Below are 26,413 nucleotides of genomic sequence, written 5' to 3'. Positions count from 1 at the left end.
TTCTGATTCGTGATAAAATATCAGTAAAGGAGATGTTAAAATGAATACCTATAACCATTTATTTTCACCAGTTAAGGTTGGGAATACAACCATAAAAAATCGCTTGTTTATGCCTCCGATTTCTACAAATCTGGCAGATAAGGGATATGTTACAGATGAGCTGGTAAAGCATTATGAGGCCAGAGCCAAGGGAGGTGTCGGCTTGATTGTCACCGAGGTGACAACCGTGGAGCCTACCTACATCTATCTACCCGGAGATATGTCAATTCATGATGATTCCTTTATCCCCGGTTGGAAGAAGCTTACAGATGCAGTACATCAATACGGTGCGAAAATTCTTCCACAGCTGTTTCATCCAGCCTATATGGCATTCCCTATTCCAGGTACACCACGTCTAATTGCCCCTTCTAATGTTGGACCTTCCTATGCGAAAGAAGCACCCCGCCCTGTTACCGTTGAAGAGCTAAAGGTTATCATACGACAGTTTGGTGAAGCAGCCTATCGCGTCAAGCAAGCAGGCGGCGACGGTGTGGAAATTCATGCTGCACATGCGCATGGTCTTCTTGGCGGTTTTCTGACACCGCTTTACAATAAGCGCTGTGATGAATATGGCGGAGATATCAACGGAAGATTGAAGCTGACACTGGAGGTTATTGAACAGGTTCGCACTATATGCGGTCCTGATTTCATTATCGATGTGAGAATTTCGGGAGATGAATATAGTGATGGCGGATTGAATCTCGACGATATGATTTATGTTTCCAAGCAGTTGGAGGCACACGGCGCAGATATGCTGCATGTATCCGGCGGTACAACGATTAAGCGTGGCAGCGCAATTCCTGCGGCAGGAACAAAGCCTGGAGCGCATGCTCATCTATCACAGGAAATAAAAAAGCACGTAAGCATTCCAGTCGCAACGGTAGGACGGATTACAGAGCCTTGGATTGCAGACGAACTCATAGCAAATGGAAAGGCAGATATTTGCATGATTGGTCGGGCCAACCTGTGTGATCCTGAATTCGCCAATAAAGCACAGTGCGGAAAGGATGATGATATCCGTCCATGCATTGGCTGTCTGCGCTGTCTGAATGGAATCATGTTCGGCAAAAGGGTAGCCTGTACGGTAAATCCGTCCTTTGAATTGGAAAATGAAGACACGCTCAAGCCTGCCGAGGTTAAGAAAAAAATTCTGGTGATCGGCGGAGGTCCTGCTGGCATGGAGGCTGCTTTTGTGGCGAAAAGAAAAGGTCATCATGTCATTCTATGTGAACAAAGTGATACGCTGGGAGGACTGATGAAGCTAGCAGCAGTTCCGATCGCCAAGCAGGATCTTACCAGAGTCATTAAATATATGACACGTCGACTTATGCAGGCAGGTGTTGAAGTACGCCTGAACTGCAAAGTCGATAAAGCGATGCTGCAAAAAGAATTTGCTGAGTATGAGGTTATTGCCTGCAATGGTGCCGTTCCATCTGTAATAAAAGCCTTTACCGGATTTAAGCAATGGACCACAGCAGATGATATTCTGGCAGGAAAAGCATTCCCAGGTAAAAATATTGTCATTTTGGGAGGCGGTTCGGTAGGCTGCGAAACTGCGGACTATCTTGCTCCACTTGTATATGACCGTTATCCTAGAGATCGGACGATAACCGTCTTGGAAATGACAAAGGATATCATGGCAACAGAGTCCGGTCCTGGCCGTAGCCTGCTTGTACAGCGTATGCTGAAAAAGCATGTGAATCTGATTTGTAATGCCATGGTAGAAAAGGTCGAAGAGGATAACATCTATTATACAAAGGATGGTAAAACCGAATGTATCAAAGATGCTGATACGCTTATCTTTGCAGTCGGCTATCACAGTGATCCAAGTTTGAAGCTTCTGTTAGAGGAGTGTGGTATGACCTATCACATGATAGGCGATGCAAATCATACAGGAACCATTAAAGATGCAATTCATGATGGTTATGAAACTGCACGGAGCATCTGATTCACCCCCACAGCTGCAAAAATTTCTTTTGGCAAAGCCTTAGAAAACGAATTTCGTACATGCAGTGTTAAAATTTTCGCTAAATACTAAAAGACTGCTAGCGCCACATTGATTGAATGTGATATGTGATCTGCAAACAGTCTTTTTCTGCGTGCATGTCGTCTGTCCTTATCCGACTTCTTCGCCTTTAAAAGTTATAAAGCCTCTGCTTTGGATAATGGATTCATATATTCATTCTAAATGAAATCATTTTCAAATCCTTTGCTTCCTTTACTCCTGCATTCTCCAACTGACTGCGAAGCTCTTCAAGCACCAGATAAAACAGATATTTCATTTCATTCACATATAATCGCTCATCCTGTGATTTCATTGCATATTGAAGCACATCAAGGGCATGGAAAAATAATGACGAATATCGCTCCTTATCCAAATGACAAATAAATGGATATATCCATAGAATATGCTGTTTTAATTCCTCAAAAATGCTCTTTAGGCTTTCCTGCTCATTTACATCCATGATGGAGTCACAATACTCACAAATTAGCCTTACCCAATTTATACTGGTGATTTCTATATCGGATAGTGATTGTTTGATCTGTTCAAAGCGTTGCACCATACTGGTAAAGGAAATAGATGTGAACGTCTGACAAGTCATCTGCAGAATCTGAAGACACTGCATGCCTTCAATCACCCGCTCTCTCACACCGTTGTCTTCCAGCATGTCGCAAATTCTGTTTTCATCACATCGAATCACTTTCATTCCCTTGCCGCCAATAGGTTCTATGACACCAGTTGCCTGAAGAATTGACATGGCTCTACGCAGGGTTGGCTCACTCACCTGATAGATTTCACAAAGATCCAAAACGCGCGGAAGACGACTTTCTACCGGATATTTCTGATAGATGATATCTTTGAGTAAACTGCTTGCCACGTTATAAATCTGCCGTGGCCGTCCGCGATAAATATTCCAGCGGAAGCTTACCTTTTGCTTCGGTTCCCGCAGTGGAAGCTTTGCGTAGCGTTCCTGAGTTTTTCTGGAATCATCCGCAAAGTATTTTTTTGTTATTTCATATATATCCGGATATGTCAGCTGCTTCTGAAACACTGCATCAACAAAAGCATGTGTCTTCGCAAGATCGCTGTGCGCATGAGTTCCTTGAAGCACCATTGAGTCCTTTATATTTTCATAAAAAGACAGTCTTCCAAATATAGCGACCTCCATATAAAGACTGCAAACCAGAGGATTTCCGAATACAGACAGCACCTTTTCCACAAATGCGACTACTGTACGCTCTCCCTGCATATGATCAATGCTCTCATGGATTGCAGCATATTGCTCTTCTGTAAGCAAACACAAGGCTTGTGTAAGCAAATCAGGAAGCAAAATATCACGTATCTCACACAAGTCCTGTACAGCATCCTTTCTTGCCAGAAAAAACTGGATACAATTCTCTCTGCATTCTGCTTCATCAAGCCCCAGTGTAAGTCGTGAATGCCTTCCACGTGACATCTCTATGTAATGATTCTCCTCCAATAGCTTAAAAGCATGTATAACAGGACGCCTGGAAACCTGGAAGCGTTCAGCAAACTGTGAAATCGTTGGGAGTTTTTCTCCCTGGCGGAATATCCCAAAGCGGATTGCTTCCTCGATATAATTATAAATCCACTCATGCAGACTCATTTCTTCTTTCACCCAATCATCCTCCTTAGTGCTTTCTTCATCCCTATCTTAACATACCATTAACCTGTCAACAAATGATTTTATGAGAAAAGCATTTGTTCCTGATTTCTGTTATGTAAAAGCATGTGGAGTGATAATGAATGATAGCATATATACAATCCAGCTTTGTTCCTGATTTCATATGATGCATACAGGCAGATTTCAAAATTTTTCGTGTAGCTTTTTCGTTCTTTCCTGCTTAATAAACGAAGTGAACAAAAGCTCGGCAATAGCTTCGTATGCATTCTACGTATACTCATTGTTATTCACGTAATCTGTCAAAAGATATATGTCTGCTGTGGTATTATCTGACACCTCAACCAGAGATTTCCTATATTTAGACCAATCTGCTCATAAGAATTTATAAACAGAATTCTCAATATAAAGCATCAATTTAAGAAACTGCAGGACGGCTGTTTTTTCTATCCAAGAGAAAAGACTTGCATCTTCCTATTTCTTATAAAGATTTTTTAAATCTTCCGTATCGATTTCAATTATATCACGTATGTGAATCACTTTATCCACTATCTGAATGATGTGCAAATATTCAGGATCAAACCTAGACACCATCCCCTCCAGCTCAACATAGTCCTGCTGATCATAATAGATAATTTTGACCATCTGGCCCTTTTGAATTTTCTGCAGCTTCCGATTTAGTTCTTCACAGGCATCTGAAGAAAGCTGTTTTCTGTCAACTACAACACGTTCCTTGCATTTCAGATAGTCCCGAAAGCCTTTCAGGGAATCAAAGGGCAAAAATAATTTAGCGCGATTTGCGTGATTCTGTTCATTCTGCATTGTGACCACCTACAAGCTTATTACGAGAAATTGTCGTTGCCTTATTCAATAGATTCATCCCCTTTATCACAGCATTCTTTCCAAATTTGTGTTTTATATCAAGCAAAGCCAGCTGCAGCTTCTTCTCTTTCTCCAGAGCATTATAATCTGTGAATAAATCATATGTCTCATACATTTCATCGACTACGTTGCCAAAGCTGATAGATAGCATATGCACAAGCTCCTGCCGATTTACTGTTTCCGTATACAGCTCAATGAAGGCTTTGCGCAGATAAGCATATGAATTGGTCACATTGGAAAGCTTTCTGGATCCTCCGGTCGCCTTTACACCACTCGCTGAATATCCAACATACAGACCGATATGATCAGTTACACGATGAGATTCCACAAGACTCTGTACATTTAGCTCAACCATCTCCTTCAATACGAGCAGAGCCTCTTCATAATTGTAATCCTCAAATAAAATTTGACTGTTTGACAATGAGTTGCTTTTTGACTTATATGCCTTGATTTCTCTGATGGTTGTCGGCTCTCTGCCCCACGCATGATCAATCAGATATTCCGCGTTCACACCAAATTCCCGATAGAGAATTCGTTCATCCAGATGGGCGATATCATACATATCACATACACTATATTTTTCCAGCCGCTTAGAAATTCCACGGCCAACCTGCCAAAAGTCAGTTACAGGCTTGTGATGCCAAAGCGTCTCCCGATACAATTTCTCGTCAAGTATCCCCATATTATCCGTGGTATGCTTAGCGGTGATATCCAATGCGATTTTAGCAAGATAAAGATTTGTACCGATACCTGCGGTTGCCGTGATACCTGTTGTGGCATAGATATCCTGCAATATCATCCGAGCGAGCTCCTTTGCACTGACATTATACATTTGCAGATATTCGCTAACATCCAGAAATGCTTCATCTATGGAGTACACATGAATATCCTCACTGGATATATACTTTAGGTATATGCCGTAAATATCAGCGGAATACTGCATATATAAATTCATCCGCGGCATGGCGGTGATATAGGAGATGTTATCCGGGATTTCAAAAATCCTGCAGCGGTTATGAACTCCCTGTGCTTTCATTTTGGGTGATACCGCCAGACAGAGTGCACCTCTACCTCTGGAAGGGTCGGCGACAACCAGATTTGCAGCAAACGGATCAAGCTCTCGCTCCACACATTCAACAGAAGCAAAAAATGTTTTTAAATCAATGCAAAGATAAGTCTTCATCATATCGCCACCTCTTCTTTACTTGCGATTATACTACCGTATGTTGCATTTATCAATATCAAATGCAACTTTTTTATAAAAAATAATTGATATTACAAATCGAAGTGAAAATTGTTGCAACTTTTGCAAATCTGATTTATAATGTTAAAAAGAGGTGAGCTATTATGCAGCTAAAGGATTTATTAAATGAATATAAGCGTCGGATGAGCGTTACAAACGACTATATTGCAGAACAGGTTGGAGTCAACAAATCGACTGTTTCACGGTGGATGAAGGGCGAAACAAAGGTCATGAAGCCAGCTGTTATCGAAAAGCTATCCTATCTGCTGGGTACAGATGTAGAATCTCTATTAAAAGATTCTGATAGGTTTGAAAAGCCGCTGCTTGGAACAGCAAAGGCCGGATATGGATTATTTGCAGAAGAAAATTTTGCAGGCTATGAGGAGGTATCAAAAAGCGATTATTATCGCGGTGATTATTTTCTTCGTGTCTGCGGAGACTCTATGACAGGCGCGCATATACATGACCAGGATCTTATCTATGTAAAGCAGTGTGATGACGCAAAGAGTGGTACAATCGCTGTTATCCTGATTGGAAATACTGAGGTAACTATAAAACGAATTATAAAAAAAGAACCCTTCCTTATTTTGGAGGCAGCTAATCCAGCGGTACCTGCCCGCTACTTTACGCAGGAGGAAGTGAAAAATCTACCTGTAAAAATTATTGGAAAGGTTCTGTATAGCCGCTCTGATATCGCATAAATTCAAAATCCTTCACCGCTGCAGCAGGCGGTGCCCATCTGCTTTATCTGCGTTTATATATTAAATCTGTAATACCGTTATATGATTCAGAAGCCATGAGCTTTAATTTCAAGGATGCTTTGCGCCCTTGAAATAAAGAAATTCCATTTCCTAAAATAATCGGTATTACGGAGATATGATAAGTATCAATGATATCACGTTCAATTAAGGGCTGAATAATATCTGCGCCACCGCATATCCAAATACCTTTACCCTCCTGCCTTTTCATATGCAGGATACTTTCACATATATCTCCCTGGATGAAATGAATATTTTCCTTACCGGCTAATTTTCGATGTGTAAATATATAGCTATCCAGATGTTCATAAAACCAGTGATCCGAAGAAAGCTCTGTTGCTATCTGATGATAAGTATTCCAGCCCATAATCACGGTATCAATATCCTGTATGAATTTTTGATAGGACACCATATCATTTTGTCCGGTTTCCTGCCCCTGCAGCCAGTCAACAGAACCGTCCTTTTTCGCGATATAACCATCAAGGCTCATTGCAATAAATAATGCTACATTTCTCATAGTATCTCGTCTCCTTTGTATAAGCATATCATAAGAGCTTCTGTATCAGGAGTATGCCCTTATAAAAGATAATTATATACAGGAAGAGTGAGTTTTCAATAGATTGCTTCTCAAAGAAAATCCAATCAGAATAATATTCTTATCATTATTGTGCTCTGAATTTTACCATTCTTTTCTTCTTTTTTTCAAATAATTTTTTGAAAAACGCAAAATGAATACTACAAATGTTATAATAAAGTATACTTAACTTAACAAAAATGTAAAGGAAGCGATTATGATGTATAAGGACGCTGAAATGATTACCGGAGGTGTATTTGATTGTCAATGCAATGAAACGTTTACACTCATCCGAGCAGATCAATCTCTCTATCGTTTTTTGGGGTATACACAGAAAGAATTCTCAGACATTTATCAGAATCAGTTATTCTATGCTATTCATGAAGAGGAGCGAAGCAAAATTCTAGAAGAAATAGGACGCCAGGTACAAAAAGACGGTGTCTTTATGTACGAAAATCGCTTAAAATGTAAAGATGGTATACTCAAATGGATTTGGATCAGTGCTCAACTAAACAAGAACGAATGCAACGAACCATACTTCCACTGTATTTTTCATGATATAACTGAGAGCAAGAAAATACAGGAAGCCCTGCTCATAAGCGAAAAGCGCCTTCAATTTATTCTTTCCCAGACACAGGATGTTGTATTTGAGTATGATTGTAAGACAAATGAAATTTATTACTCAGATAATCTAGAAAAGAAATACGGCTATAAAATCCCTGTCAAAGGCTTTCCTGACTCCATGTTTGCCTCTAATATTATCCATAAAGACGATATTCTTCCTCTTCGTAACGGATTCCAATCCATTTTGCATGGAAAGGAGGAAATGTCCTGTGAATATCGTCTGAAGTACAGGAATAAGGGCTATCGCTGGGTGTATGCACAGGCGACCGGTTTGCGTGATGATAAAAACAATATTATCAAAATAATCGGTGTAATTACTGATATTCACGATCAAAAGCAGGAGCTTTTAAAATCGAGAGAGGAGGCAGCCTTGGATCCTCTGACTGGCTTATTCAATCGTAGAGAGTGCATTCGACGTATAGAAAATTACATTGCTGTTAATGACGCTCCCTTTGCCTTTATTCTAATTGATGTTGATGATTTTAAAATGATCAATGATGTATATGGTCATGCAAAGGGTGATGAAGCCCTAATACGGGTAGGTGTCGAGATATCCTCTATTATCCGTAAAAATGATCTTACTGCAAGAATTGGCGGAGATGAATTTGTAATCTGCTTAATGAATATACCAGATCGGCAAATTGCTATAAATAAGGTGGAGCTGATTCAGGATATTTTTGGTGAAAGTCTACGTTCAGAGCTTGGCTATCAAATCAACTGCAGTATCGGTATCAGCTTTTATCCTGATGATGGTAATGATTTTGAAACCCTGCTGGAGCATGCCGATATCGCTATGTACCAATCTAAGAAAAATGGCAAAAACCAATTTCAAATCTATCAGGGCGAGGGTGTCAAAAAAGCATATGCCGCCAATCCACAAAAATATATGCAGAAGAGCTTTCATGATCATATCATTGAATATGTTATGCGGATTCTGTTGGAGAACCAAAATCGGGAGCAGGCGATAACCGAAATTCTGGAGTTGATCGGCAAGATTTTTGATTGTGATCGCATTACACTTTACCAGAACGAGGAAGGCAGCCTGTATGTCAGCAAAGCATGGTATAGTGATCCTATGTATAATATCGATGATACAGAGCTACTGATTGCCGATAAATTTATCAGCAATCTGGATAACGGCAAGAAAATCTGTACCTTCACAAACATCAAAAATATAAGTGATCCAGAGCTCCTTGCCTGGTTTATGAACCGTATGACCATAGCCTGCGTTGTTTGCATTATGATGCAGCATTCTACGCTTCATGGACTTATCTGCTTTGAGGACTGCCATGGATTCCGGAATGCAAGCGGGGAGGAACGTTATACGCTGAAAACAATCAGTGATCTGCTTCAACTGTATTTATTCCAAGAGCGTTAAATTCTGAAAATGCAAAAAATCAAAAACAGACAGAATGGCATGATCATATCTAGCATCAATAACCGTTCTATCTGTTTTCTATATACCATTATCTCACTCCCGCTTCCAAACGGTGTATATCAGCTTTCGTCTAGGAAGTAATGTCCATATGCATCTGCTGCCATAATAGCTGCATATACCTTATCAGGAGTAACCTCAAACGGCATGTTATGCAGTGTATCATTTTCCGCACATGCCGCCTCTGCAACAGCCATAATTTTCTCTTTTGTGATTTTAGCAGCGCCGAGTTCCTCCAGAGTGACCGGTAATCCAAGTTCAATACAGAATTCAATGATCTCCTGCAGATCAGAAGCTTCAACATTTTCTAAAACAAGTTGTGCGATGGTACCAAACGCCACCTTTTCGCCATGATACATGTGGTGGCATTCTTCCAATACGGTCAGTCCATTATGAATCGCATGAGCACCTGCAAGACCAGCACTCTCGAAACCGATGCCACTGAGCAGTGTATTGGCCTCTATAATCTTTTCAACCGCAGGTGTACACACACCTGCCTCCAAGGCAAGCTTTGCCTTTACACCTTCCTCCATCAATGTTTCAAAGCACAGCTTTGCAAGTGCCATTGCAGCTCCGGTGACCTTACCACCTGCGCAGCTCACCGCATCGCTTTGCTCACATGCTCGAGCTTCAAAATATGTTGCAAGTGCATCCCCCATTCCAGCTACGGTAAGCCTTACAGGAGACTTTGCAATAATATCTGTATCCATCAACACCAGATTCGGATTAGCGGGTAAAAAGAGATATTCCTCAAAAACCCCCTCATCTGTATAAATAACAGAAAGTGCACTACATGGAGCATCCGTTGATGCTATGGTTGGACAAATCAAAACAGCAGTTTTCTCGTAATATGCAACCGCCTTGGCAGTATCAAAAATTTTTCCTCCACCAACGCCAATTACAAGATCACATGTGTTTTTCTTCATTACTCCACGTAATCGCTCTATTTCATTCTTTGAACACTCTCCATGAAAATAATCAAAAACAAACGTGCAGCCAGTACCAGCAAAGCTGCTTTCAATATCTTTCCCAATTCTGCGATATCCACCCTCACTGATTAAGATTAGTGCCTTTGTTCCATACCCTTCTGCGTATGCTCCCAGTTTTTTTATTTCACCAGCACCCTGCACATATTTCCCAGGGCTAATTAAAATCTTTGCCATGTTATCACCTTCCTTTTTCTATGGCAATTTACTTCAATACCTATTGTAAGATAGCGTTTTCACAAAGTCAATGAATCTTCTGTAAAAAACATTTTCAGTTTTATTTGCCTCTGTAAGCATTACCGATTATGCAGGACATTGAAGTATCCTTATAGAAAATAGACAGCACCATATAAATGAAATGTTGCTATCTACCAATATCATAGTTATTTTCATATCAGAAAGCAGTCATGCGAATGCAATATGTTGAAACAATGAGCATCAACGTGCGTCAAGCAGTCGATCATAACGTCTTTCAATCAAAAGAAAGCACAGTAATGCTATCCCATGGCTTTCGTTGATACCTGCATCAAAAAAACTGTAAAACTCCTATTGACTCTACCATTAGGGGAGACTTTATAATGATTTATGACATATATTTCTGTCATGGAAATAGCAAAGGAGTTAAAAATGGCAAAACATAACAGCATTGTGATTCAAGGACTGCACCAAAATAACCTGAAGCATGTATCTCTTACCATACCCAAAGATAAAATTGTCGTATTCACCGGAGTTTCCGGTTCTGGAAAATCCAGTATTGTATTTGATACGATAGCCGCAGAGAGTCAACGCCAGATGAACGAAACCTATACCGCTTTCATTCGCGGGCGCCTTCCAAAATACGAAAAACCAAAAGTGGATCACATTGATCATTTGAGCGCTTCCGTCATTATTGACCAGAGCAGACTGCAGGGAAATGCCAGATCAACAGTCGGTACTATCAGTGATCTGTACTCTGCTATGCGACTGTTATTTTCCCGGATAGGCTCCCCCTATATCGGTAGTGCCTCCAGTTTTTCCTTTAATGATCCAAGTGGTATGTGCCCGGAATGCTCAGGACTTGGCAAAGTTATCGAACTGGATATAAGCAAAGCTCTGGATCCCGAAAAATCCTGGAAGGAGGGAATGGTCGATCTCCCTGCCTTCCATCCTGGAAACTGGTATTATCGCCAGTACACAGAATCCGGTTTATTTGATCTTGAAAAACCGCTTAAAAATTATAGCGAGCGGGAATATAATCTTCTTTTATACGGTGCGTACAACCGTGGAGATAAACGGCTGAATAAGCGCATTGAAGGTATTCACAATCATTTCTCACGTCTTCTTATCAATCGTGATCATATGAGTTCCTCTGAGGTTTCAAAAAAGCGGTTAGAAGAGATGATTCAGGAAAGAGAATGTCCACTATGTCACGGTAAACGTTTAAACGAGCATGCTCTGGCCTGTAAAATCAACGGCTATTCAATAGCCGATCTTTGTGATATGGAATTTCTTAAATTACGGGATATTCTCAGGGAAATCAAGGATGCAAGAGCAGTCACTATCATAGAGACTCTAACTGCATCTCTGACCCGCATGATTGATATCGGACTCCCGTATCTAAGCATGAACCGCGAATCCTCTACACTCTCAGGAGGAGAAGCACAAAGACTGAAGCTGGTGCGTTATATGGGAAGCTCCCTAACAGGTCTTACCTATATATTTGATGAACCGAGCACAGGCATGCATCCAAGAGATGTATACAGAATGACGAATCTGCTTCGCAAGCTAAGAGATAGGGGAAATACTGTTCTGGTCGTAGAGCATGATAAGGATGTTATCAGTATAGCAGATGAAGTAATTGATGTAGGTCCACTGGCAGGCAGAAATGGCGGACAAATTATGTTTCAGGGAAGCTATGAGCAGCTTTTATGTTCGGATACACTCACCGGAAACGCAATGCGTGAACAAATCAGCATAAAACAACAGCCGAGAATTCCAACCGAATATCTTTCCATAACGGATGCAACCCTGCACAACCTGAAGCATGTATCCGTGGATATACCATTGCATATTCTTACAGTGGTAAGCGGTGTGGCAGGTTCCGGAAAAAGCTCCCTTATCCGCGATGTTTTTGCAAAGCAATATGAAGAGCGTGTCGTCCTTGTGGATCAGACGCCAATAACTGCAACCGGTCGGTCCACACCTGCAACCTTTCTTGATTTCAGTAATGATATCAGAAAGCTGCTGGCAAGCGTGCATGAAATAGATGCCGGAATGTTTTCCTTCAATAGCAAAGGCGCATGTCCGCATTGCCACGGAAAGGGAATTGTGGTCACAGAGCTTGTTTTTATGGATCCTGTAACAACCGTATGTGAACTGTGTGAAGGAAAGCGCTATAGTGAGGAGGCATTATCTTATGAATATCGTGGTCATACTATAGCCGATATTATGGAATTAACTGTAGAAGATGCCTTGGAATTCTTCAATGAGCAGCCAAAGATATATAGAAAATTACGTACCCTGCATGAGGTTGGCTTATCCTATCTATCTCTTGGACAACCTCTTTCAACCCTTTCCGGTGGCGAGCGTCAGCGAATCAAGCTTGCAAAGCATCTCAAAAATAAAGGAAATATCTTTATACTGGATGAGCCGACCACTGGTCTTCACGCATCAGATATCAAAAGCATCATGAAGCTGCTGGAAGGCTTTGTAGAGCGAGGGAATACAGTTATTATCATCGAGCATAATCTGGATGTGATGAAGCAGGCCGATTATATTATAGATATCGGGCCGGATGGCGGTACAGCAGGTGGAGAGGTCGTATTCACAGGAACTCCAAAGCAGATGCTTGAACATGCAGATACGATTACTGCACGCTACCTAAGAAAATCCTGTTGTGAATAAACAAGGTGATTGTTTTCACATACGAAAAGTAAGAACCTATGCCATACATACTGTAAAGAAGAGAAGGAGATCTTCTCTTTTCATCTTTATAAAGTCTTTGTGTCCATCTCCTGCTTACAGCAAGGCACAGAGCCATCAACCTTGAAGCTATTTACGTAATTACAAGAGCTTCCCTTTATAACAGAATCAAATTTAATCAGCTTTAAGCATGCGGAATCCTTCGCTTTACCTAGCAGAATACCTATGATACTCAAGCAAAGCTACATAAGATAGACTGGAGGTGAACAGCATGCCGATAACTATGCTAGAGGAAACAGGTATTACAGGACCAACCGGGCCAACAGGCCCCACAGGACCGACAGGGCCGCGAGGCATTACAGGAAGCACTGGCGCAAACGGAGCAACCGGGATCAGTGGTGCGACGGGACCAACCGGTGCGAACGGGAGTACAGGGCCTACCGGAGCTAGAGGTGCAACAGGAGCGAATGGAGCAACTGGAGAAACAGGACCGAAAGGCTCAACCGGAGCAACAGGTTTAACAGGAGCGACAGGAATCAGCGGTGCGACAGGACCAACAGGCGCGAACGGGATAACAGGACCGACAGGCTCTAGAGGGAATACTGGACCAACTGGAGCAGATGGAAATACTGGCATACAGGGAGCGACAGGAGCCACGGGAGAGAATGGAGCAACGGGGCCTACCGGAGCAAGCGGAGAGCCTGGCTTACCAGGGGCAAGCGGCCCCACAGGCGCGACAGGAAGCACAGGACCGACAGGAAGTGATGGCGTAACAGGTGCAACTGGGGTAACAGGTGCTGCTGGCAATACCGGGGCGACAGGCGCGACAGGGGCTGACGGTGTTAGTGGTCCCACAGGGGCAACCGGTAATACTGGTCCTACAGGAGCTATTGGCGGAACAGGCGCAACTGGACCTACGGGACAAAATGGAGAAGCAGGACCAACAGGTGCTGCTGGCAATACCGGAGCGACAGGGGCAACCGGTGATACCGGTCCTACAGGGAATACCGGCGCTACCGGCAGTGATGGGAATACTGGGGCGACGGGGGCAACCGGAAATACTGGCGCTGACGGTATACAGGGAGCAACAGGGCCAATCGGTCCAACTGGTGTAACTGGAGCAGATGGAATAACCGGAGCGACCGGTGCTAGCGGTGCAACTGGTGCTGATGGTGCAACAGGACCTACCGGAGCCACCGGCAGCACAGGGGCAAACGGTATCACAGGACCAACTGGAGCAACCGGCAGCACGGGAGCGACCGGACTTACCGGCGTGCAGGGGGCAACAGGTGCAACTGGAAATACCGGTGCCAATGGAAGCATAGGTCCAGCAGGGGCAACAGGAGCGACAGGATCTACTGGAAATACTGGTCCAACAGGTATGAACGGAGCCACTGGTGCAACCGGGCCACAAGGCAATATCGGTGTAACCGGAGCAAACGGAATAACCGGGCCAACAGGGGCAACCGGCAGCACGGGAGCGACAGCAACAGCGCAGAATGGACAGTTTCCTGTCAACGCATCATCCATAGCCAGCAATTCTCTCATCACGTTTTCCACCGCCTTTATCAATGGAACAACGATTTCAGCAGCAAGCACAACCGCAATCAATCTTACCGCTGGACATGTCTATCAGGTTTCCTTTCTCGTAAAAGCATCAGTAACAGTAGCAGGAGCAATCAGTGTTATACCACAGCTTAACGGTGTTTCCCAAACAGGCTTTGCGACAAGTGCAAATGCCACATTAACTGCACCGACAGTAAGTGTCAGCGGAACATTTCTTGTAAATACACTGATCAGCGCAGATGTCCAGGTGTCCTTTCTTTACACCTCTTCCCTGCTTGCCAACTCTCCGGCTGGTGTCTTCAGTGTACTACAGGTGCAGTAGCACGCCAAAGCCTTAGCCTTGCTATTAAAAATCCCGGACACTGTGCATTTTGACAGCAGCCCGGGATTTTTTATACAGCAACTACATCTACCATGAGAAAAGATATGCCAGAATTGAGATAACCTCTCCCAGCATGGTTGACATGATCAGCATGGGGAGTCCAGATTTCTTATCCTCCTTGGATACGATGATAATCATGGGAAGAGCAAGTATTCCACCAAGCAGTCCTCCCTTTATCCACCATACCATATGGAACAGCTCCGTATTCAATATGATAAATGGCAAGGTAAAATAAAATACAAACGCCGATGCTATCGAATACTTATCCAGCTTCATTTTCACCATTGGCAGAATATCGACAGCTCCAATTACAATTCCCATCATACAGGTTATAATAAATTTTTCCATACATCCTCCTTATTTTTCCTACACCTTATTTGACGGGAAATACCTTTTCCTGTGACAGCTTTTTATTGTTTTTTTTTATTCATCCATTTCATAATTCATTATGTTACATACGCAGCATGCACGAAAGAGCATGTAAAACCAAAACATCTATGCATAAAAAAGGCTTCAGCTCTATTGCATTATCTCAATAGAAATCAGAAACCTTTTTTCCTGCTATCCTTATGGGTTACAGACGAATCGACCAGCTGCTCCTTCTTAACTTTTCACAGCTTCAAGAAGCTCTTCCTTTTTTTCCAGAATACAGGCCGCTGCTGCACACGCCGGACAGTCGCAATAAACCGCTCCCTCCTGCTTGATTTTTCTTGCATGCTCCGCCACCTGGGAAGCCTTTTCTTCACCGAATATCTGTTTTCCCTGCTCTGATTCGGCCAGTGCTATCAAATCATCGATTGCAACGATATCCTCCTCCAGTTCTTTGAGATATGCCTGTGTCATTGACTCGATTTGCTGGGTTCCTACCGCATCCAGCCATGCCTGCGCCGCTGCCTTTGCTTCTGCACTGCAGGTTACTGCATCTCTAAGCTCCTTTGTTTTTTCTGTAATAGCATCCATCAATTTTTGATCCATAATCTTACCTTCTTTCCTATGTATATTTTCATTATACATGCTTCCTTTATAAATGTCATTTTCTAAGTTTATAATTCTGATGTTTCTAATAGCTCTATTATCAAGCATGCTGCCATATACAAAGGTCTGTGCACAACCCAGATTCATCGCTTGCTCCTTCCCTTATAAAACTGGCTTCAATATGAATGCATACAGCATTCATACAGTAACCGATTCACACTCCCTCCAGGTTTTCCACGAGCAGCACTTCGCAAGGACAAGACAGTTATAGACTGAGCCTAATCATCCTTACAACACGCCAGACAGTCACGAATAAAAAATACGATAAATGATTATCACTTTACAGAACAGTATTCAATAGTTCGCATTCTAAAAATTTTATGTTATAATACTTCCATGTCAAATTTTAAACTAAAGCTTTTGATCTATTTCGCAACGATTTCTGCGAGTACGCTGCTGATTTCCAACCTGGCAGCAGTAAAGCTATGGAATTTTTTTGGTATCGCTGTTGATGGAGGTGTCGTAGTATTTCCGATTACATATATTATCGGAGATTTGATTGTTGAATTTTATGGAAAAAAGATTGCCAAAAATATTATCCTAGCTGGATTCTTTATAAATGTACTTGCGATTATCGTATTTTATATAGTAATTGCACTTCCTCCCTATGAAGGCTGGACTATGCAAACTGCAATGGCGAGCGTTCTGGGGTTTACCCCCCGCATTATTATCGGTTCTCTGAGTGCGTATGTTTGTTCGAATTTCCTGAACAACTATATATTCACCAGATTAAAAAATGGAAACGGACTCTTCGCTTCCAGCTTTATCGCGCGTGCACTTGGCTCCTCTGCCTTTGCGCATATTATCGATTGTGTCATATTCGAGACAATTGCATTTATCGGCGTTCTTACTTTTCAGGAATTTCTGGCACAGGCAGTATTTGCCTATGTTCTGGGAATTGGCTTTGAAATCGTATTCTCTCCGATAGAGGCATTCATAGCAAAACATTTACGAGGTAGGATGACAGATGGCAGAATATAAGAATAACAATACATTCAGCTTTGAAATAACAAAGCGAATTCCCGGTAAGCTTGGTCGTGCCGGCATCATTCATACACCGCACGGGGATATCAAAACCCCGGCATTTATGAGTGTTGGAACAAAGGGTGAAGTAAAGTTTGTGGCTATGGAGGATATGTACCAGATTCAGGCACAGGCTATGCTGAGTAATGGATATCACCTACGCAATGCCTCCTTCGAGATTGCCGAGCATGGAGGACTTGCGGCATGGTCTGGCTGGAACGGACCTACCCTGACAGATTCCGGAGGCTTTCAGGTGATGTCGCTGGGATCCGGCATGGGAAAAGTTGTCAGTATGAAACGAGAAAATGATGTGATCAATACAGACCCCAAGGATCGACTTGCGCATGTTACAGAGGATGGCGTTCACTTCCATGATCCGTTTACAGAGCAGGAGGATTTCATCGGGCCTGAGGAATCCATGCAAATTCAATGTCGAATCGGTGCTGATATTCACATGGCCTATGATGAGCTGACATCCCTTGCGGATAGCTACGAATACAACGTAGAGGCTTTGGCTCGTACAGAGCGCTGGGCAATCCGCAGTATAAAGGAACATAAAAAGCACTGTGATGAGCTTGGCTATCATCAGTCTCTTTATGGCGTCCTACAGGGAGGGCGCTGGGAGGACCTGCGACGCTCCACTGCCAGAAAATTTGCCGAAATGGATTTTGACGGTTATGGTCTTGGTGGCGCATTTTTGAAGGAGAGCCTTGGTGAAATTTTGCGCTGGTGCTGTGAAGAGCTCCCGGAAAACAAGCCGCGGCATCTGCTTGGCCTTTCCCACCCTGACGATATTCTGATTGGTACAGAAATGGGGGCAGATACCTTCGATTGTGTGGCACCAACCCGTGAAGCAAGACATGGGAAGCTGTATACGAAGCACGGTCCGTTCAATCTGGCGAAGTTTACAGACAGCCCGCTGCTGCTGGATGAGAACTGTGACTGTCCTACCTGTAAAGCCGGATGGACTCGCGGAGAGCTTCGTGCATTGTGGAAATCTGGTAATATTGAGGATAAGCGAAAATATTATCGCCTTGCCTCTCTACATAATCTACGCTTTATTATTCGCCTGACGGAGGATACAAGACAGGCAATTTTAGAGGATCGATTTACGGAATTTAAGGAAGCCTTCTTGAAAAGCTATTATCCGCAAAAAAACAAATAAACGAAAAGGAATATATGCTGATCCATTCTTACAGGTTCATGCATGCATTCCTTTTACTATAGAGATTTATCAATCATATACAAGACATGTGCTTATCTTTGCATTGCTCATATGACAACATCCTGCTTTCCACTATTTTTTTGTACATATCAGGATTGGAAGCATGCTGTTCAAAGCATGCTAGCGTTTCTCACATAGCACATCTTCAGTCATGTCAACTTAGTATATGAAACGCTTGTCTCATCTTAGATTCCTTCGCCCTAAATCAAAAGCGCTTCCTGTTATCAATTGCACTGTTTTTTCAGCAGCATATCCTTTAGGAAGCTGTTTTTTTTGTGATGTAAGTGCTAGCTGTAAGAAGCTGCAGCATGCATATCATAATCACCATATTGCTGTTTCTATAAGAAATTTATCCGCTATAAAGCCGTACCCTTCTTTGGAATATACAGCTTCTTCATATTAACGCCCTCCAATGCAAGCAATTTGATCTTCACATCGATTCCTCCTGCATAGCCAGTCAAGCTGCCATTTGTGCCAACCACGCGATGACAGGGGATGATAATGGATATCGGGTTGTGGCTAACAGCACCGCCTACTGCCTGCGCAGACATCCCTGGCTTCTGCATGATAACTGCCATTTTCCTTGCAATGTCCCCATAGGTGACCACCTCTCCGTATGGAATCTGACATAAAAGCTTCCACACGCTCTGTCGAAATTTTCCACCATTCATTGACAAAGGCAGTTCCTCTATCAAAGGTCTTTCACCCGCAAAGTATCTGTCCAGCCACTTCTTTGCGGATACCAATACGGGTATATCCTCCCGCATGATGCTCTTTTCTGACAGAGTACTGCCATAATACTTTTGTCCCTCTATCCACAATCCGATGATGCTATCACCATCAGAAGCCAATATCATTTTTCCAACAGGTGATGGATATGTTGCCGTATACAGCATTAGGTATCCTCCTTTCTTTAAATCAACAATTCTTCCATATTTAATTATTATCAAGAGAGCATCATCATACGTTTGCGCTCTTCATTCTGCATAATTGCATTTATCGTATCGCTACATAAATATCAATTTCTGTATCTGGCTCATCATATCCGAGAAACCGATCATCATACAGCTCAAAAGAATCTCTGGTATCAAGCACCTCTTTCGTTGAAAGAATCCATGTTCCCCAGATATAATCAATCGTCTGCGAAAGTGTATGTAAACTGCCGTGATGCGTAAATACCGCGTAACGCCCTTTTTGAATCGTGCTACGCACAAAGTCATCTGCAATTCTGTCTATTGTGTTTACCTCGAAACCGAACACTTCATGAAACTGCATATCCTCATGAATCATATAATGGTTCAGTTTGTCAAAGGATTCATAAATACCAAACCTTCTGCGCATTCTGTATTGTGCTGGAAGCAGCTTATAAAAGGTTTCCCAATGCCCCTTCAGCTCTTCCTGATGAAGGTATACCTCAGTGCGTATGCCTGCAATCTCAATTTCCGGCAGCTCTACAATATTTGGATGAACGTTGATATGCTCCAGTAAGTGCGTTATTTTCTCGTCATCCAATCGCTGTTTTCCGGAGGTGAAGGTGTGAATGCGATTTCTTCGATACGTTGATGGATTCACTTTATAAACCGTTTTAAATGCACGACTAAATGCTTCAGCCGATTCAAAATTATTGTCAAAAGCAATCGTGATGATCTTATCATCTGTATAAAGAAGCCTTTGTGCAGCATTCGCCAGTCTGCGCTTCTTTATATAGCTCCCTATACTTTCCCCTAAGATAGCAATAAACTGACGATTCAAATGATAATAGGAATAGCCGGTAACTTTGGAGACCTCTTCGACACTCAATGCTTCATTCAGATGCTGCTCTATATAAATCACTGCCTGCTCCAGCACTCTTTTATAGTCCATAAGCTGCTCCTTTTTATAGGGGAATCCATTCCAAAATATCCTTATGATCCGTTTCTACAGCAAGGGAAATACACCTTTGTTCCTCCTGTATAGCATCTAAAGAATAGCATGTCCAGGTATTCCTGGCAAGTCCGCCCCAGCATAACTCAATCGTGTTATCAAAAGGAGACAGTATCATACTTTTTGTTGTACCAAAGCTTTCGTTATAATGATGAAAGCACAGCCCCTCAGGATAGTCGGATAACAGCATTTCCTTTAAGGTATTTCGTGTGATATCCGTTTGATCGGATAATTTCTCTTCAATATAGCGATACCGATGCAGACTGTGCTTAAAGGCACCTGATTCCAGATGCTTAAAATCCTCCAATACTGCATGATTTGTTGTGAACAACAGCGCATCCTCTGCTGTTATACAGCGGATAGCTTTCTTACCTGCAAAGGTTTGAACCAGAGCAGCATGCTCTTCCCGGTCAAGAATAATCATATTCATGTGAAAGGCGATTGGCATATCCTTTATATACGATAATGCTTCTTGTACATTGCGGCAGTTTTCTAAAAGAGCTCTTACAACAACCCAATATTGCAGGCCCTCTATGCTGGGCTTTTGCATATATGGCAAATCCACAACGGGTATTCCACAGGAGGTCATGGTAACTGCCAATCCATGCTCATTCATGCCATCATCTCGCCCTGATGCCAAAATTGAGGTACCCATATGCCGGTATTTGCCAGCTACACAGGTTTTCATGAAAGTAAAATCCTCAATTTCGTTGGAAAACTCAAAATTGCGTCCAAGCAGAGGCTTTTTATCCTTTGTGACAGTGGAGCATACCGCGATTTGTGAACAATTCGGTACGAGATGTGTCATATGATAGAAATATAATTCCTTGGCTTCCATGTGAAGTGCATCTGCAATTCCTCTTAATTCATCACGTAGCCCCGGACACCAGATATCCAATAGACGATTTATGTTTTCAAACCTATTCTGATTCATTGTGTAATGGTGAGATACACACCTTTCCCGCCATACATTGTCTTTTGAAATCACCTTTCCAAGACGATAGCCAATTTCATAGCTTGAACCGGCTAAATTTAAAATGCGTGCTGTTGCTTTTGTATACTTCATAGAATCCCTTCCTTTTTCAAAGTTTCTTATAGAAAAAGTTTAACAGTATTTTCATTTTCATGCATGATATTTTATGCTATTCTACGTATGAGAATACTTCATGATTCCAGATCTTATCGTTTCCTTTTTCTATTTGAGGACAGGAGGCGATAGTCCCCAGCACTGTCTGTTTTATCTGAAGATGATAAGTATTAGATGTATACTGATTCTTTAAACGAAGGAATCTTAAATTCTATAGAGCGTATCGTGGCAGCTGAAGCGCGTGTGGGCAGGTTCTGGCAAGGGGACACGTAGGCGGCAAATCTATTGAGATAGGAGTAGCTTTCATATTTCCCATGATCAGTTTAAGATGGTTCGCAACAATGACATATATGCTTGTGTGAATAGAAAATCGGATCACTTGTAAAGGTTATACACAAAGGCTTTTTCGTGCTCTCCATTTCAAGAAAAGCTGGAGAGAGTATTCATGAAATGATAATACAATAAAAGTTATATCTCAGAAGTTTTCTGATATGCTATTAGAAAGCTTCAGGTAATCGTCTGTAACCTCTTATCGGATGCTAGCTATGTGGAATATATAAACTGGAATTTAACACTTGAAGCTTGCTTTTAAAGCATAGATTTTTGTTTCGATCGTTTTGATAGCTTTAATGAATTCCTCATCCTTTTTACCAGTAGGGTCTTCTAATCCCCAATCTTCTCTATGCGAACAAGGAAGATAAGGACAATCAACATTACATCCCATAGTTATCACGATATCCACTTTAGGAATATCACTTAATAATTTAGGATATTGTGCTTTTTCCATATCAACATTATAAATTTCCTTAACTAATCTTACAGCATCCTGATTGATTTGTGGCTTTGTTTCAGTTCCTGCTGAATAGCATTCAAATATATCAGAAGCTAATAACTTTCCTAATGCTTCTGCAACTTGACTTCTACAAGAATTATGAACACATACAAATGCGACTTTTAATTTTTTAATCATTAGCTACCCCCTTATAAAATGGACACCTCATACCGATGCATTGCTTGTTTTTATCAAAAAATGTGCATTCGACTTCTTGTTTCGCTAATGCAATCCCATATCGTTCATTAACAAAATCAATAGCTGTTAATATAGATAAGAATGCATTTCTCTTACAACACCTTGGTCCACCTACATCAGCAAGTTTTCCTAATGCTTTTGATACATAGCTTAAGTTATCTTTGTAATATTGAGTATTGCTTAAAGGTCCAGTTTCATGAATAATTGCTAGTGCTGCTCCAACAGAAGCAGAAGAACCACACATCCCCCATTGACCACAGGTGGCTCCTGGCATTTTTTTACCTCTGACTATCATTTCGTCTAATGCTTGATCTAACTCAAATTCAACACCTGCATTATGCATAGCAGTCAAAAAGCAGGAACCATCTAAAACATGATGTTCAGGTCCATGTATATTTATATAATCCTTTTCCATTATGCTTACTATCAATTCAATAGGATTTCTCGTATTTGATTTCAAACATTCACTTTTTATTAACGTATATTCTTCGTCCATATAATTACCTCATAAAATTCCAATTTTTATTACGCTCTATACCAATCTCATAAACATGGATTTATATGTGCTTACCTTTCCTCATGAATATCTTCTAGTCCGTATTTGTTTATCACGAAGAAGTAACAAAAGCCTATGAAAGTTCCGGCTATCCCATATATAGCATCCAGGATATCAGTTGTGTTCATAAAGCCCATTACTGTTTCGCATATAACATTTGCGATAATAATAAACAAGCCCAATAATATTATCTTATTAAATGGCTTTTTTTGTAAAATCCAAGGAAAGCCAACACCCAAATAGAACACCAAGCTTAATGCAAAGTTTGAAATATGAGAATTTATTTCTGCATTTATAACCACGATGCTTTTATCAAAGGCACTCATCCAACGTATGAAGGCTAGTATAGCGATAAAGAAAATCAAACAATTATATACAATTTTAGTTACCTTTTTGGGCTTTACTTTATTGTTCATTATCTGCTTTTCTCCCTTATCGAATTCTAGTTTCATCTACTTTCATTATAACAGAATGGCTTATTTCGTAAAATGTATTTTCACCAGATCAATAATAATACAGCTTCTTTCTATAAGATTACCAATCAATTTAAGGTGAATCTTTTGCAATTTCCTATATAGAGCTGTAAGTATCTTATACTACTTAGGCTAACGTTCGTTGCCTATTACCTGTTTAAACACATACTCCAATACCTCACCTGGAAACACAAAAAAAACCATAAAATGGGCTTTCATGTGTGTACATAGTTGCACATACGCATTGAATCCATAGTTTTCTATCCCTTACTTCATAAAGGATTTATAAATAACTCATAAGCTCCTATTAAGCAATTTAGCACAAAAAGATAATGATAGAAAAATAAAATATCTCCTATCATTATAATCTAAATAGTAGCTCCTGCAAGCCCATTTCATTTATTCTATTTAAGCTTGCCTGTCTTTCAATAACTTTTTCAATTCTACCTTTGACCTGAATAGAGATTGCTGACTTTCTCTCTTCATCCACGAAAGGATTTTTATCAAGCATTTCATAAACCGTTTTATCAAAATCAATTAACTTATCTTTATTCAGCCAAGACAGCTCCTCTACCAAATGCAGCTGTTCTTCTGCCTTTGCTTTGAATGGCTTACTCTTATATGTTGTACCGATCAACTGTGTAGGTGTAGTTGCCCATAATGAACTACCACTGTCGTATATAGGTGCTATTCTTTCCCATTTTAAATCAAGGACATTTCTGATTGCACCAAAATTTCGGTAATGGCGATCATAGTTTCCAAGTATATAATCACATACCAGCATCTTATTAACTTTTATTCTTGCATCAGGAATTCCAAGTTCACAACACACATTTATATAATGCTCATACAAGGACTCACTTCCTCGTAATTTATGCGTGGCATCAATATAAAAGGCAGGTACTAATTCTTCGTTTTCACTAACCATCGTTTCACAACAGGAATAAGCGATTCCCTTTTCTTCTATCAACCAATAAGGTACAAACTCATCTTCATCTAGAATTCGCTCATACAATTTGGTTGCAATGACTTCATTATAAGGCTCCTGATTGTTTAGTGTATTTCCGCTCTTAATCAGGCATCTCTTGCCATTGATTATTTTCCATTTTTTTTCTTAGATTCCCATCGCTTGAATTATCCGGACTGAACATATCAAGGCTATCGGTATATTCAATTTCACCCATCAAAAGTTTTCCCATATCTTCACTGAAATCATTCGTAAAGAAATTCACTTTTTCCCATGTTGCAGATGACTACTTTTCTTTTATCCAATACTGATCACTCAAACTCAAACCAAAACATCTCTCTAATAACTCAATCGAATTGGTGATATCTAACTCTTCCAACACGTCTTTAAATTTGCTGCGTGACGCAGGAATAGCTCTATCTCTCCACCAGTTATTGAAAGACTTTCTTGAGATTCCAGTCTTATAGTCTATAATACCTAAAGGTGCATATTCAGGATGGATCAAATTAGTTACTTTATCTATATTATGCGTTTCTTTATCATATAAAAAATCCAAGACCGCTGTATCTTTATTCATTAATCTGAATTCCATCTTTTCTCACCATCCTCTTTAATTTATCAATTCTTTATCGATATTATACCATATGCTATCTTCACTTTCACTACTTATTATCTTTCACATACTTCTACAGATATATTCGTTTGTTAATACTTATTTCTATCTGATTAACTATATGTTTAAATCGGATACCAAATAAATTCCTATGAAAACATCCTATATTATACACAAAAACTTACGTCAGATTTTATGTCACAAAAAAACACTAAAGGTATTAGTCTTCTTTAAGAATTGTCTTAATAAGCTGCATCATGATATCTTTATCTTTCGATCTTGAAATTTTAAATCCTCCTTAATAAGCTTTTAAAAATTCTAATATAGAATCACTTGTTGGTAATTGACCACCAGCTTCTTTGTATTGCTCCAACATTTTTGTAACATATTTAATATCTTGAAAGTGTCTATCAGAATAACATACCCTTTTTATAAGTATTGTTTTAATATAGTATTAGCCCATTTTCTAAAAAGAATATTTTTAGTTGAATTTGTTCTATAGCCAACAGCTAAATAACGTCCAAATTATAGTATTTTACATTATATTCTTAAACACCAAGCTTCCCCATATGTGCAAAATTGCACATATGCTATTTTCAACTAGTTCACCTGATTTAAAAATATTTTAATATGTCTCGTAACGACACCTCTATCAATCCCAAACAAACTAGCTATTTGCTTTTAATTTAACCATACTGTTTCATTATTAGGTGAAACAGTACATCATACAAAATCTCACTCCTTAAATTGAACAACTTCATTTCTTTCTACTGTATCGTTCATAATGTCACTTTCTTTATTTATAGTTTTATTGATTAAATCACTATATCATCAACTTCCTCTTATTTCATCAAAGCAAAGTTCATAAAATCTATAGATATCATATTACTTGAACAAATTTTATATGTCCTGTATTTTATAAAAAAAAGAAGCATCTAAACTTCTCACAAAGTCTAAATACTTCTCTAATCTTCTCACAACAATTATTACTAACGTTTTGTTAGTTGCAAGCCCCTATAAACAAAGGAATTCCTTCAATTTTAGAACCTAACTAGAACCTCTGCAGCGCTTATTTCCAACTACACACACTCATTTCTAACTAGCAAACAATAATATATTTAAGAGAAACAAAATACAATACGCTATTTCAAAGATTAATTTTCTAAGATTGCGTAAATAATCTATTCTTCCAATAATTCTAATAGGCTGTTACTGGGTGAAATCGTCCACATACATATTTCATTTTAAAATAGAATTACCATGAATAAACTCTCTCAAGAGGAGTTAACCACCTCCCAATAAATATAGAAGTTTTATATTAAACTTTATATCTGATTTTTGATTATCCCTATAAATATTACACTTTCAAGCATTTCGAAGTATAGAAAAACACTCATTTTACCACGAATATACCACGATTGAACGAGCCTTGATATGACGATAAAAT

The 26,413-nt window shown here is 40.4% G+C and carries 22 protein-coding genes; 7 read left to right on the top strand and 15 right to left on the bottom strand.

From position 1 onward, the window contains the following. Positions 1-40 precede the first annotated feature (40 nt). A complete protein-coding gene (locus tag NE665_RS01500) occupies positions 41-1,987 on the top strand; it encodes an FAD-dependent oxidoreductase (protein ID WP_117444378.1) in 1,947 nt (648 codons plus the stop codon). A 223-nt stretch (positions 1,988-2,210) separates the two neighbouring features. Here the strand turns inward: NE665_RS01500 and NE665_RS01495 are convergent, their stop codons facing one another. From NE665_RS01495 to NE665_RS01485, 3 genes are all read right to left on the bottom strand, one after another. Continuing rightward, entirely contained in the window at positions 2,211-3,680 is a 1,470-nt protein-coding gene (locus NE665_RS01495) for a GntR family transcriptional regulator (RefSeq protein WP_117444379.1), read from the bottom strand. Positions 3,681-4,157: 477 nt separating this feature from the next. Then, positions 4,158-4,505 carry a YolD-like family protein gene (locus NE665_RS01490; protein WP_117444380.1) on the bottom strand — a complete coding sequence of 116 codons (348 nt, stop codon included), beginning with the start codon at positions 4,503-4,505 and terminating at the stop codon, positions 4,158-4,160. After that, the gene (locus NE665_RS01485; protein ID WP_347285916.1) at positions 4,495-5,748 is read right to left on the bottom strand and encodes a DNA repair protein; all 1,254 of its coding nucleotides are present in this window, start codon (positions 5,746-5,748) and stop codon (positions 4,495-4,497) included. Before NE665_RS01485 ends, NE665_RS01490 begins: the two co-directional genes overlap by 11 nt. A gap of 164 nt (positions 5,749-5,912) precedes the next feature. Between NE665_RS01485 and NE665_RS01480 the strand changes: the two genes are divergently transcribed. Beyond that, on the top strand, positions 5,913-6,509 hold the full coding sequence (locus NE665_RS01480) for a S24 family peptidase (RefSeq protein WP_117444382.1): 597 nt from the start codon (positions 5,913-5,915) through the stop codon (positions 6,507-6,509). 43 nt (positions 6,510-6,552) lie between these two features. Here NE665_RS01480 and NE665_RS01475 read toward each other — a convergent pair whose 3' ends face one another. Then, on the bottom strand, positions 6,553-7,083 hold the full coding sequence (locus tag NE665_RS01475; protein WP_117444383.1) for a dihydrofolate reductase family protein: 531 nt from the start codon (positions 7,081-7,083) through the stop codon (positions 6,553-6,555). 274 nt (positions 7,084-7,357) lie between these two features. Between NE665_RS01475 and NE665_RS01470 the strand changes: the two genes are divergently transcribed. Next, positions 7,358-9,142 carry a diguanylate cyclase gene (locus tag NE665_RS01470; protein WP_117444384.1) on the top strand — a complete coding sequence of 595 codons (1,785 nt, stop codon included), beginning with the start codon at positions 7,358-7,360 and terminating at the stop codon, positions 9,140-9,142. Between the two features lie 119 nt (positions 9,143-9,261). Here the strand turns inward: NE665_RS01470 and NE665_RS01465 are convergent, their stop codons facing one another. After that, the gene (locus NE665_RS01465; protein ID WP_117444385.1) at positions 9,262-10,362 is read right to left on the bottom strand and encodes a glycerol dehydrogenase; all 1,101 of its coding nucleotides are present in this window, start codon (positions 10,360-10,362) and stop codon (positions 9,262-9,264) included. Positions 10,363-10,812: 450 nt separating this feature from the next. On the opposite strand from NE665_RS01465, the gene NE665_RS01460 reads away from it, so the two are divergent. Further along, positions 10,813-13,068 carry an excinuclease ABC subunit UvrA gene (locus NE665_RS01460; RefSeq protein WP_117444397.1) on the top strand — a complete coding sequence of 752 codons (2,256 nt, stop codon included), beginning with the start codon at positions 10,813-10,815 and terminating at the stop codon, positions 13,066-13,068. 289 nt (positions 13,069-13,357) lie between these two features. Next, positions 13,358-14,974 (top strand): exosporium protein, encoded by a 1,617-nt coding sequence (locus tag NE665_RS01455; protein WP_233104520.1) that lies wholly within the window; start codon positions 13,358-13,360, stop codon positions 14,972-14,974. A gap of 87 nt (positions 14,975-15,061) precedes the next feature. Here the strand turns inward: NE665_RS01455 and NE665_RS01450 are convergent, their stop codons facing one another. Both NE665_RS01450 and NE665_RS01445 read right to left on the bottom strand, forming a co-directional pair. Next, on the bottom strand, positions 15,062-15,382 hold the full coding sequence (locus NE665_RS01450) for a hypothetical protein (protein WP_117444386.1): 321 nt from the start codon (positions 15,380-15,382) through the stop codon (positions 15,062-15,064). A gap of 255 nt (positions 15,383-15,637) precedes the next feature. Then, on the bottom strand, positions 15,638-16,009 hold the full coding sequence (locus NE665_RS01445; RefSeq protein WP_117444399.1) for a molecular chaperone Hsp90: 372 nt from the start codon (positions 16,007-16,009) through the stop codon (positions 15,638-15,640). Between the two features lie 396 nt (positions 16,010-16,405). Here NE665_RS01445 and NE665_RS01440 point away from each other — a divergent pair, with 396 nt between their 5' ends. Together NE665_RS01440 and tgt are read left to right on the top strand one after the other, a co-directional pair. Continuing rightward, positions 16,406-17,050, top strand: a complete 645-nt coding sequence (locus NE665_RS01440) for a queuosine precursor transporter (RefSeq protein ID WP_117444387.1) — start codon at positions 16,406-16,408, stop codon at positions 17,048-17,050. Continuing rightward, entirely contained in the window at positions 17,037-18,257 is a 1,221-nt protein-coding gene (gene tgt, locus NE665_RS01435) for a tRNA guanosine(34) transglycosylase Tgt (protein WP_117444388.1), read from the top strand. Before NE665_RS01440 ends, tgt begins: the two co-directional genes overlap by 14 nt. Positions 18,258-18,673: 416 nt before the next feature. On the opposite strand, the gene NE665_RS01430 is transcribed toward tgt, so the two are convergent. The 8 genes from NE665_RS01430 to NE665_RS01395 all read right to left on the bottom strand — a co-directional run bounded on the left by NE665_RS01430 (position 18,674) and on the right by NE665_RS01395 (position 24,945). Continuing rightward, entirely contained in the window at positions 18,674-19,213 is a 540-nt protein-coding gene (locus NE665_RS01430; protein WP_117444389.1) for a methylated-DNA--[protein]-cysteine S-methyltransferase, read from the bottom strand. Positions 19,214-19,313: 100 nt separating this feature from the next. Further along, on the bottom strand, positions 19,314-20,180 hold the full coding sequence (locus NE665_RS01425; RefSeq protein ID WP_117444390.1) for an AraC family transcriptional regulator: 867 nt from the start codon (positions 20,178-20,180) through the stop codon (positions 19,314-19,316). Positions 20,181-20,193: 13 nt separating this feature from the next. Then, entirely contained in the window at positions 20,194-21,306 is a 1,113-nt protein-coding gene (locus tag NE665_RS01420) for a C45 family peptidase (protein WP_117444391.1), read from the bottom strand. A 589-nt stretch (positions 21,307-21,895) separates the two neighbouring features. After that, positions 21,896-22,297 carry an arsenate reductase ArsC gene (locus NE665_RS01415; protein ID WP_117444392.1) on the bottom strand — a complete coding sequence of 134 codons (402 nt, stop codon included), beginning with the start codon at positions 22,295-22,297 and terminating at the stop codon, positions 21,896-21,898. Beyond that, positions 22,290-22,853 (bottom strand): DUF5714 domain-containing protein, encoded by a 564-nt coding sequence (locus NE665_RS01410; RefSeq protein ID WP_117444393.1) that lies wholly within the window; start codon positions 22,851-22,853, stop codon positions 22,290-22,292. The genes NE665_RS01415 and NE665_RS01410 overlap by 8 nt, the downstream gene beginning before the upstream one ends. A gap of 71 nt (positions 22,854-22,924) precedes the next feature. Further along, on the bottom strand, positions 22,925-23,329 hold the full coding sequence (locus NE665_RS01405; protein ID WP_117444400.1) for a hypothetical protein: 405 nt from the start codon (positions 23,327-23,329) through the stop codon (positions 22,925-22,927). A 418-nt stretch (positions 23,330-23,747) separates the two neighbouring features. After that, positions 23,748-24,401 (bottom strand): hypothetical protein, encoded by a 654-nt coding sequence (locus tag NE665_RS01400; RefSeq protein ID WP_117444394.1) that lies wholly within the window; start codon positions 24,399-24,401, stop codon positions 23,748-23,750. A gap of 238 nt (positions 24,402-24,639) precedes the next feature. Next, positions 24,640-24,945, bottom strand: a complete 306-nt coding sequence (locus NE665_RS01395; protein WP_117444395.1) for a hypothetical protein — start codon at positions 24,943-24,945, stop codon at positions 24,640-24,642. Between the last annotated feature and the right edge of the window lie 1,468 nt (positions 24,946-26,413).

This window comes from Clostridium sp. DFI.1.208, assembly GCF_024463855.1.
Taxonomy (GTDB): Bacteria; Bacillota_I; Bacilli_A; order Erysipelotrichales; family Erysipelotrichaceae; genus Clostridium_AQ.
Note: the sequence above shows the minus strand (reverse complement) of the source record. Positions and strands in the feature narration are given on the sequence as shown.

What these genes read in the sequence shown, in the direction of transcription:
- NE665_RS01500 (WP_117444378.1), top strand. Translation starts at nt 41, where the DNA reads ATGAATACCTATAACCATTTATTTTCACCAGTTAAGGTTGGGAATACA.
- NE665_RS01490 (WP_117444380.1), bottom strand. Translation starts at nt 4,505, where the DNA reads ATGCAGAATGAACAGAATCACGCAAATCGCGCTAAATTATTTTTGCCC.
- NE665_RS01485 (WP_347285916.1), bottom strand. Translation starts at nt 5,748, where the DNA reads ATGAAGACTTATCTTTGCATTGATTTAAAAACATTTTTTGCTTCTGTT.
- NE665_RS01480 (WP_117444382.1), top strand. Translation starts at nt 5,913, where the DNA reads ATGCAGCTAAAGGATTTATTAAATGAATATAAGCGTCGGATGAGCGTT.
- NE665_RS01475 (WP_117444383.1), bottom strand. Translation starts at nt 7,083, where the DNA reads ATGAGAAATGTAGCATTATTTATTGCAATGAGCCTTGATGGTTATATC.
- NE665_RS01470 (WP_117444384.1), top strand. Translation starts at nt 7,358, where the DNA reads ATGATGTATAAGGACGCTGAAATGATTACCGGAGGTGTATTTGATTGT.
- NE665_RS01465 (WP_117444385.1), bottom strand. Translation starts at nt 10,362, where the DNA reads ATGGCAAAGATTTTAATTAGCCCTGGGAAATATGTGCAGGGTGCTGGT.
- NE665_RS01460 (WP_117444397.1), top strand. Translation starts at nt 10,813, where the DNA reads ATGGCAAAACATAACAGCATTGTGATTCAAGGACTGCACCAAAATAAC.
- NE665_RS01455 (WP_233104520.1), top strand. Translation starts at nt 13,358, where the DNA reads ATGCCGATAACTATGCTAGAGGAAACAGGTATTACAGGACCAACCGGG.
- NE665_RS01450 (WP_117444386.1), bottom strand. Translation starts at nt 15,382, where the DNA reads ATGGAAAAATTTATTATAACCTGTATGATGGGAATTGTAATTGGAGCT.
- NE665_RS01445 (WP_117444399.1), bottom strand. Translation starts at nt 16,009, where the DNA reads ATGGATCAAAAATTGATGGATGCTATTACAGAAAAAACAAAGGAGCTT.
- NE665_RS01440 (WP_117444387.1), top strand. Translation starts at nt 16,406, where the DNA reads ATGTCAAATTTTAAACTAAAGCTTTTGATCTATTTCGCAACGATTTCT.
- tgt (WP_117444388.1), top strand. Translation starts at nt 17,037, where the DNA reads ATGGCAGAATATAAGAATAACAATACATTCAGCTTTGAAATAACAAAG.
- NE665_RS01430 (WP_117444389.1), bottom strand. Translation starts at nt 19,213, where the DNA reads ATGCTGTATACGGCAACATATCCATCACCTGTTGGAAAAATGATATTG.
- NE665_RS01425 (WP_117444390.1), bottom strand. Translation starts at nt 20,180, where the DNA reads ATGGACTATAAAAGAGTGCTGGAGCAGGCAGTGATTTATATAGAGCAG.
- NE665_RS01420 (WP_117444391.1), bottom strand. Translation starts at nt 21,306, where the DNA reads ATGAAGTATACAAAAGCAACAGCACGCATTTTAAATTTAGCCGGTTCA.
- NE665_RS01415 (WP_117444392.1), bottom strand. Translation starts at nt 22,297, where the DNA reads ATGATTAAAAAATTAAAAGTCGCATTTGTATGTGTTCATAATTCTTGT.
- NE665_RS01410 (WP_117444393.1), bottom strand. Translation starts at nt 22,853, where the DNA reads ATGGACGAAGAATATACGTTAATAAAAAGTGAATGTTTGAAATCAAAT.
- NE665_RS01405 (WP_117444400.1), bottom strand. Translation starts at nt 23,329, where the DNA reads ATGAACAATAAAGTAAAGCCCAAAAAGGTAACTAAAATTGTATATAAT.
- NE665_RS01395 (WP_117444395.1), bottom strand. Translation starts at nt 24,945, where the DNA reads ATGGAATTCAGATTAATGAATAAAGATACAGCGGTCTTGGATTTTTTA.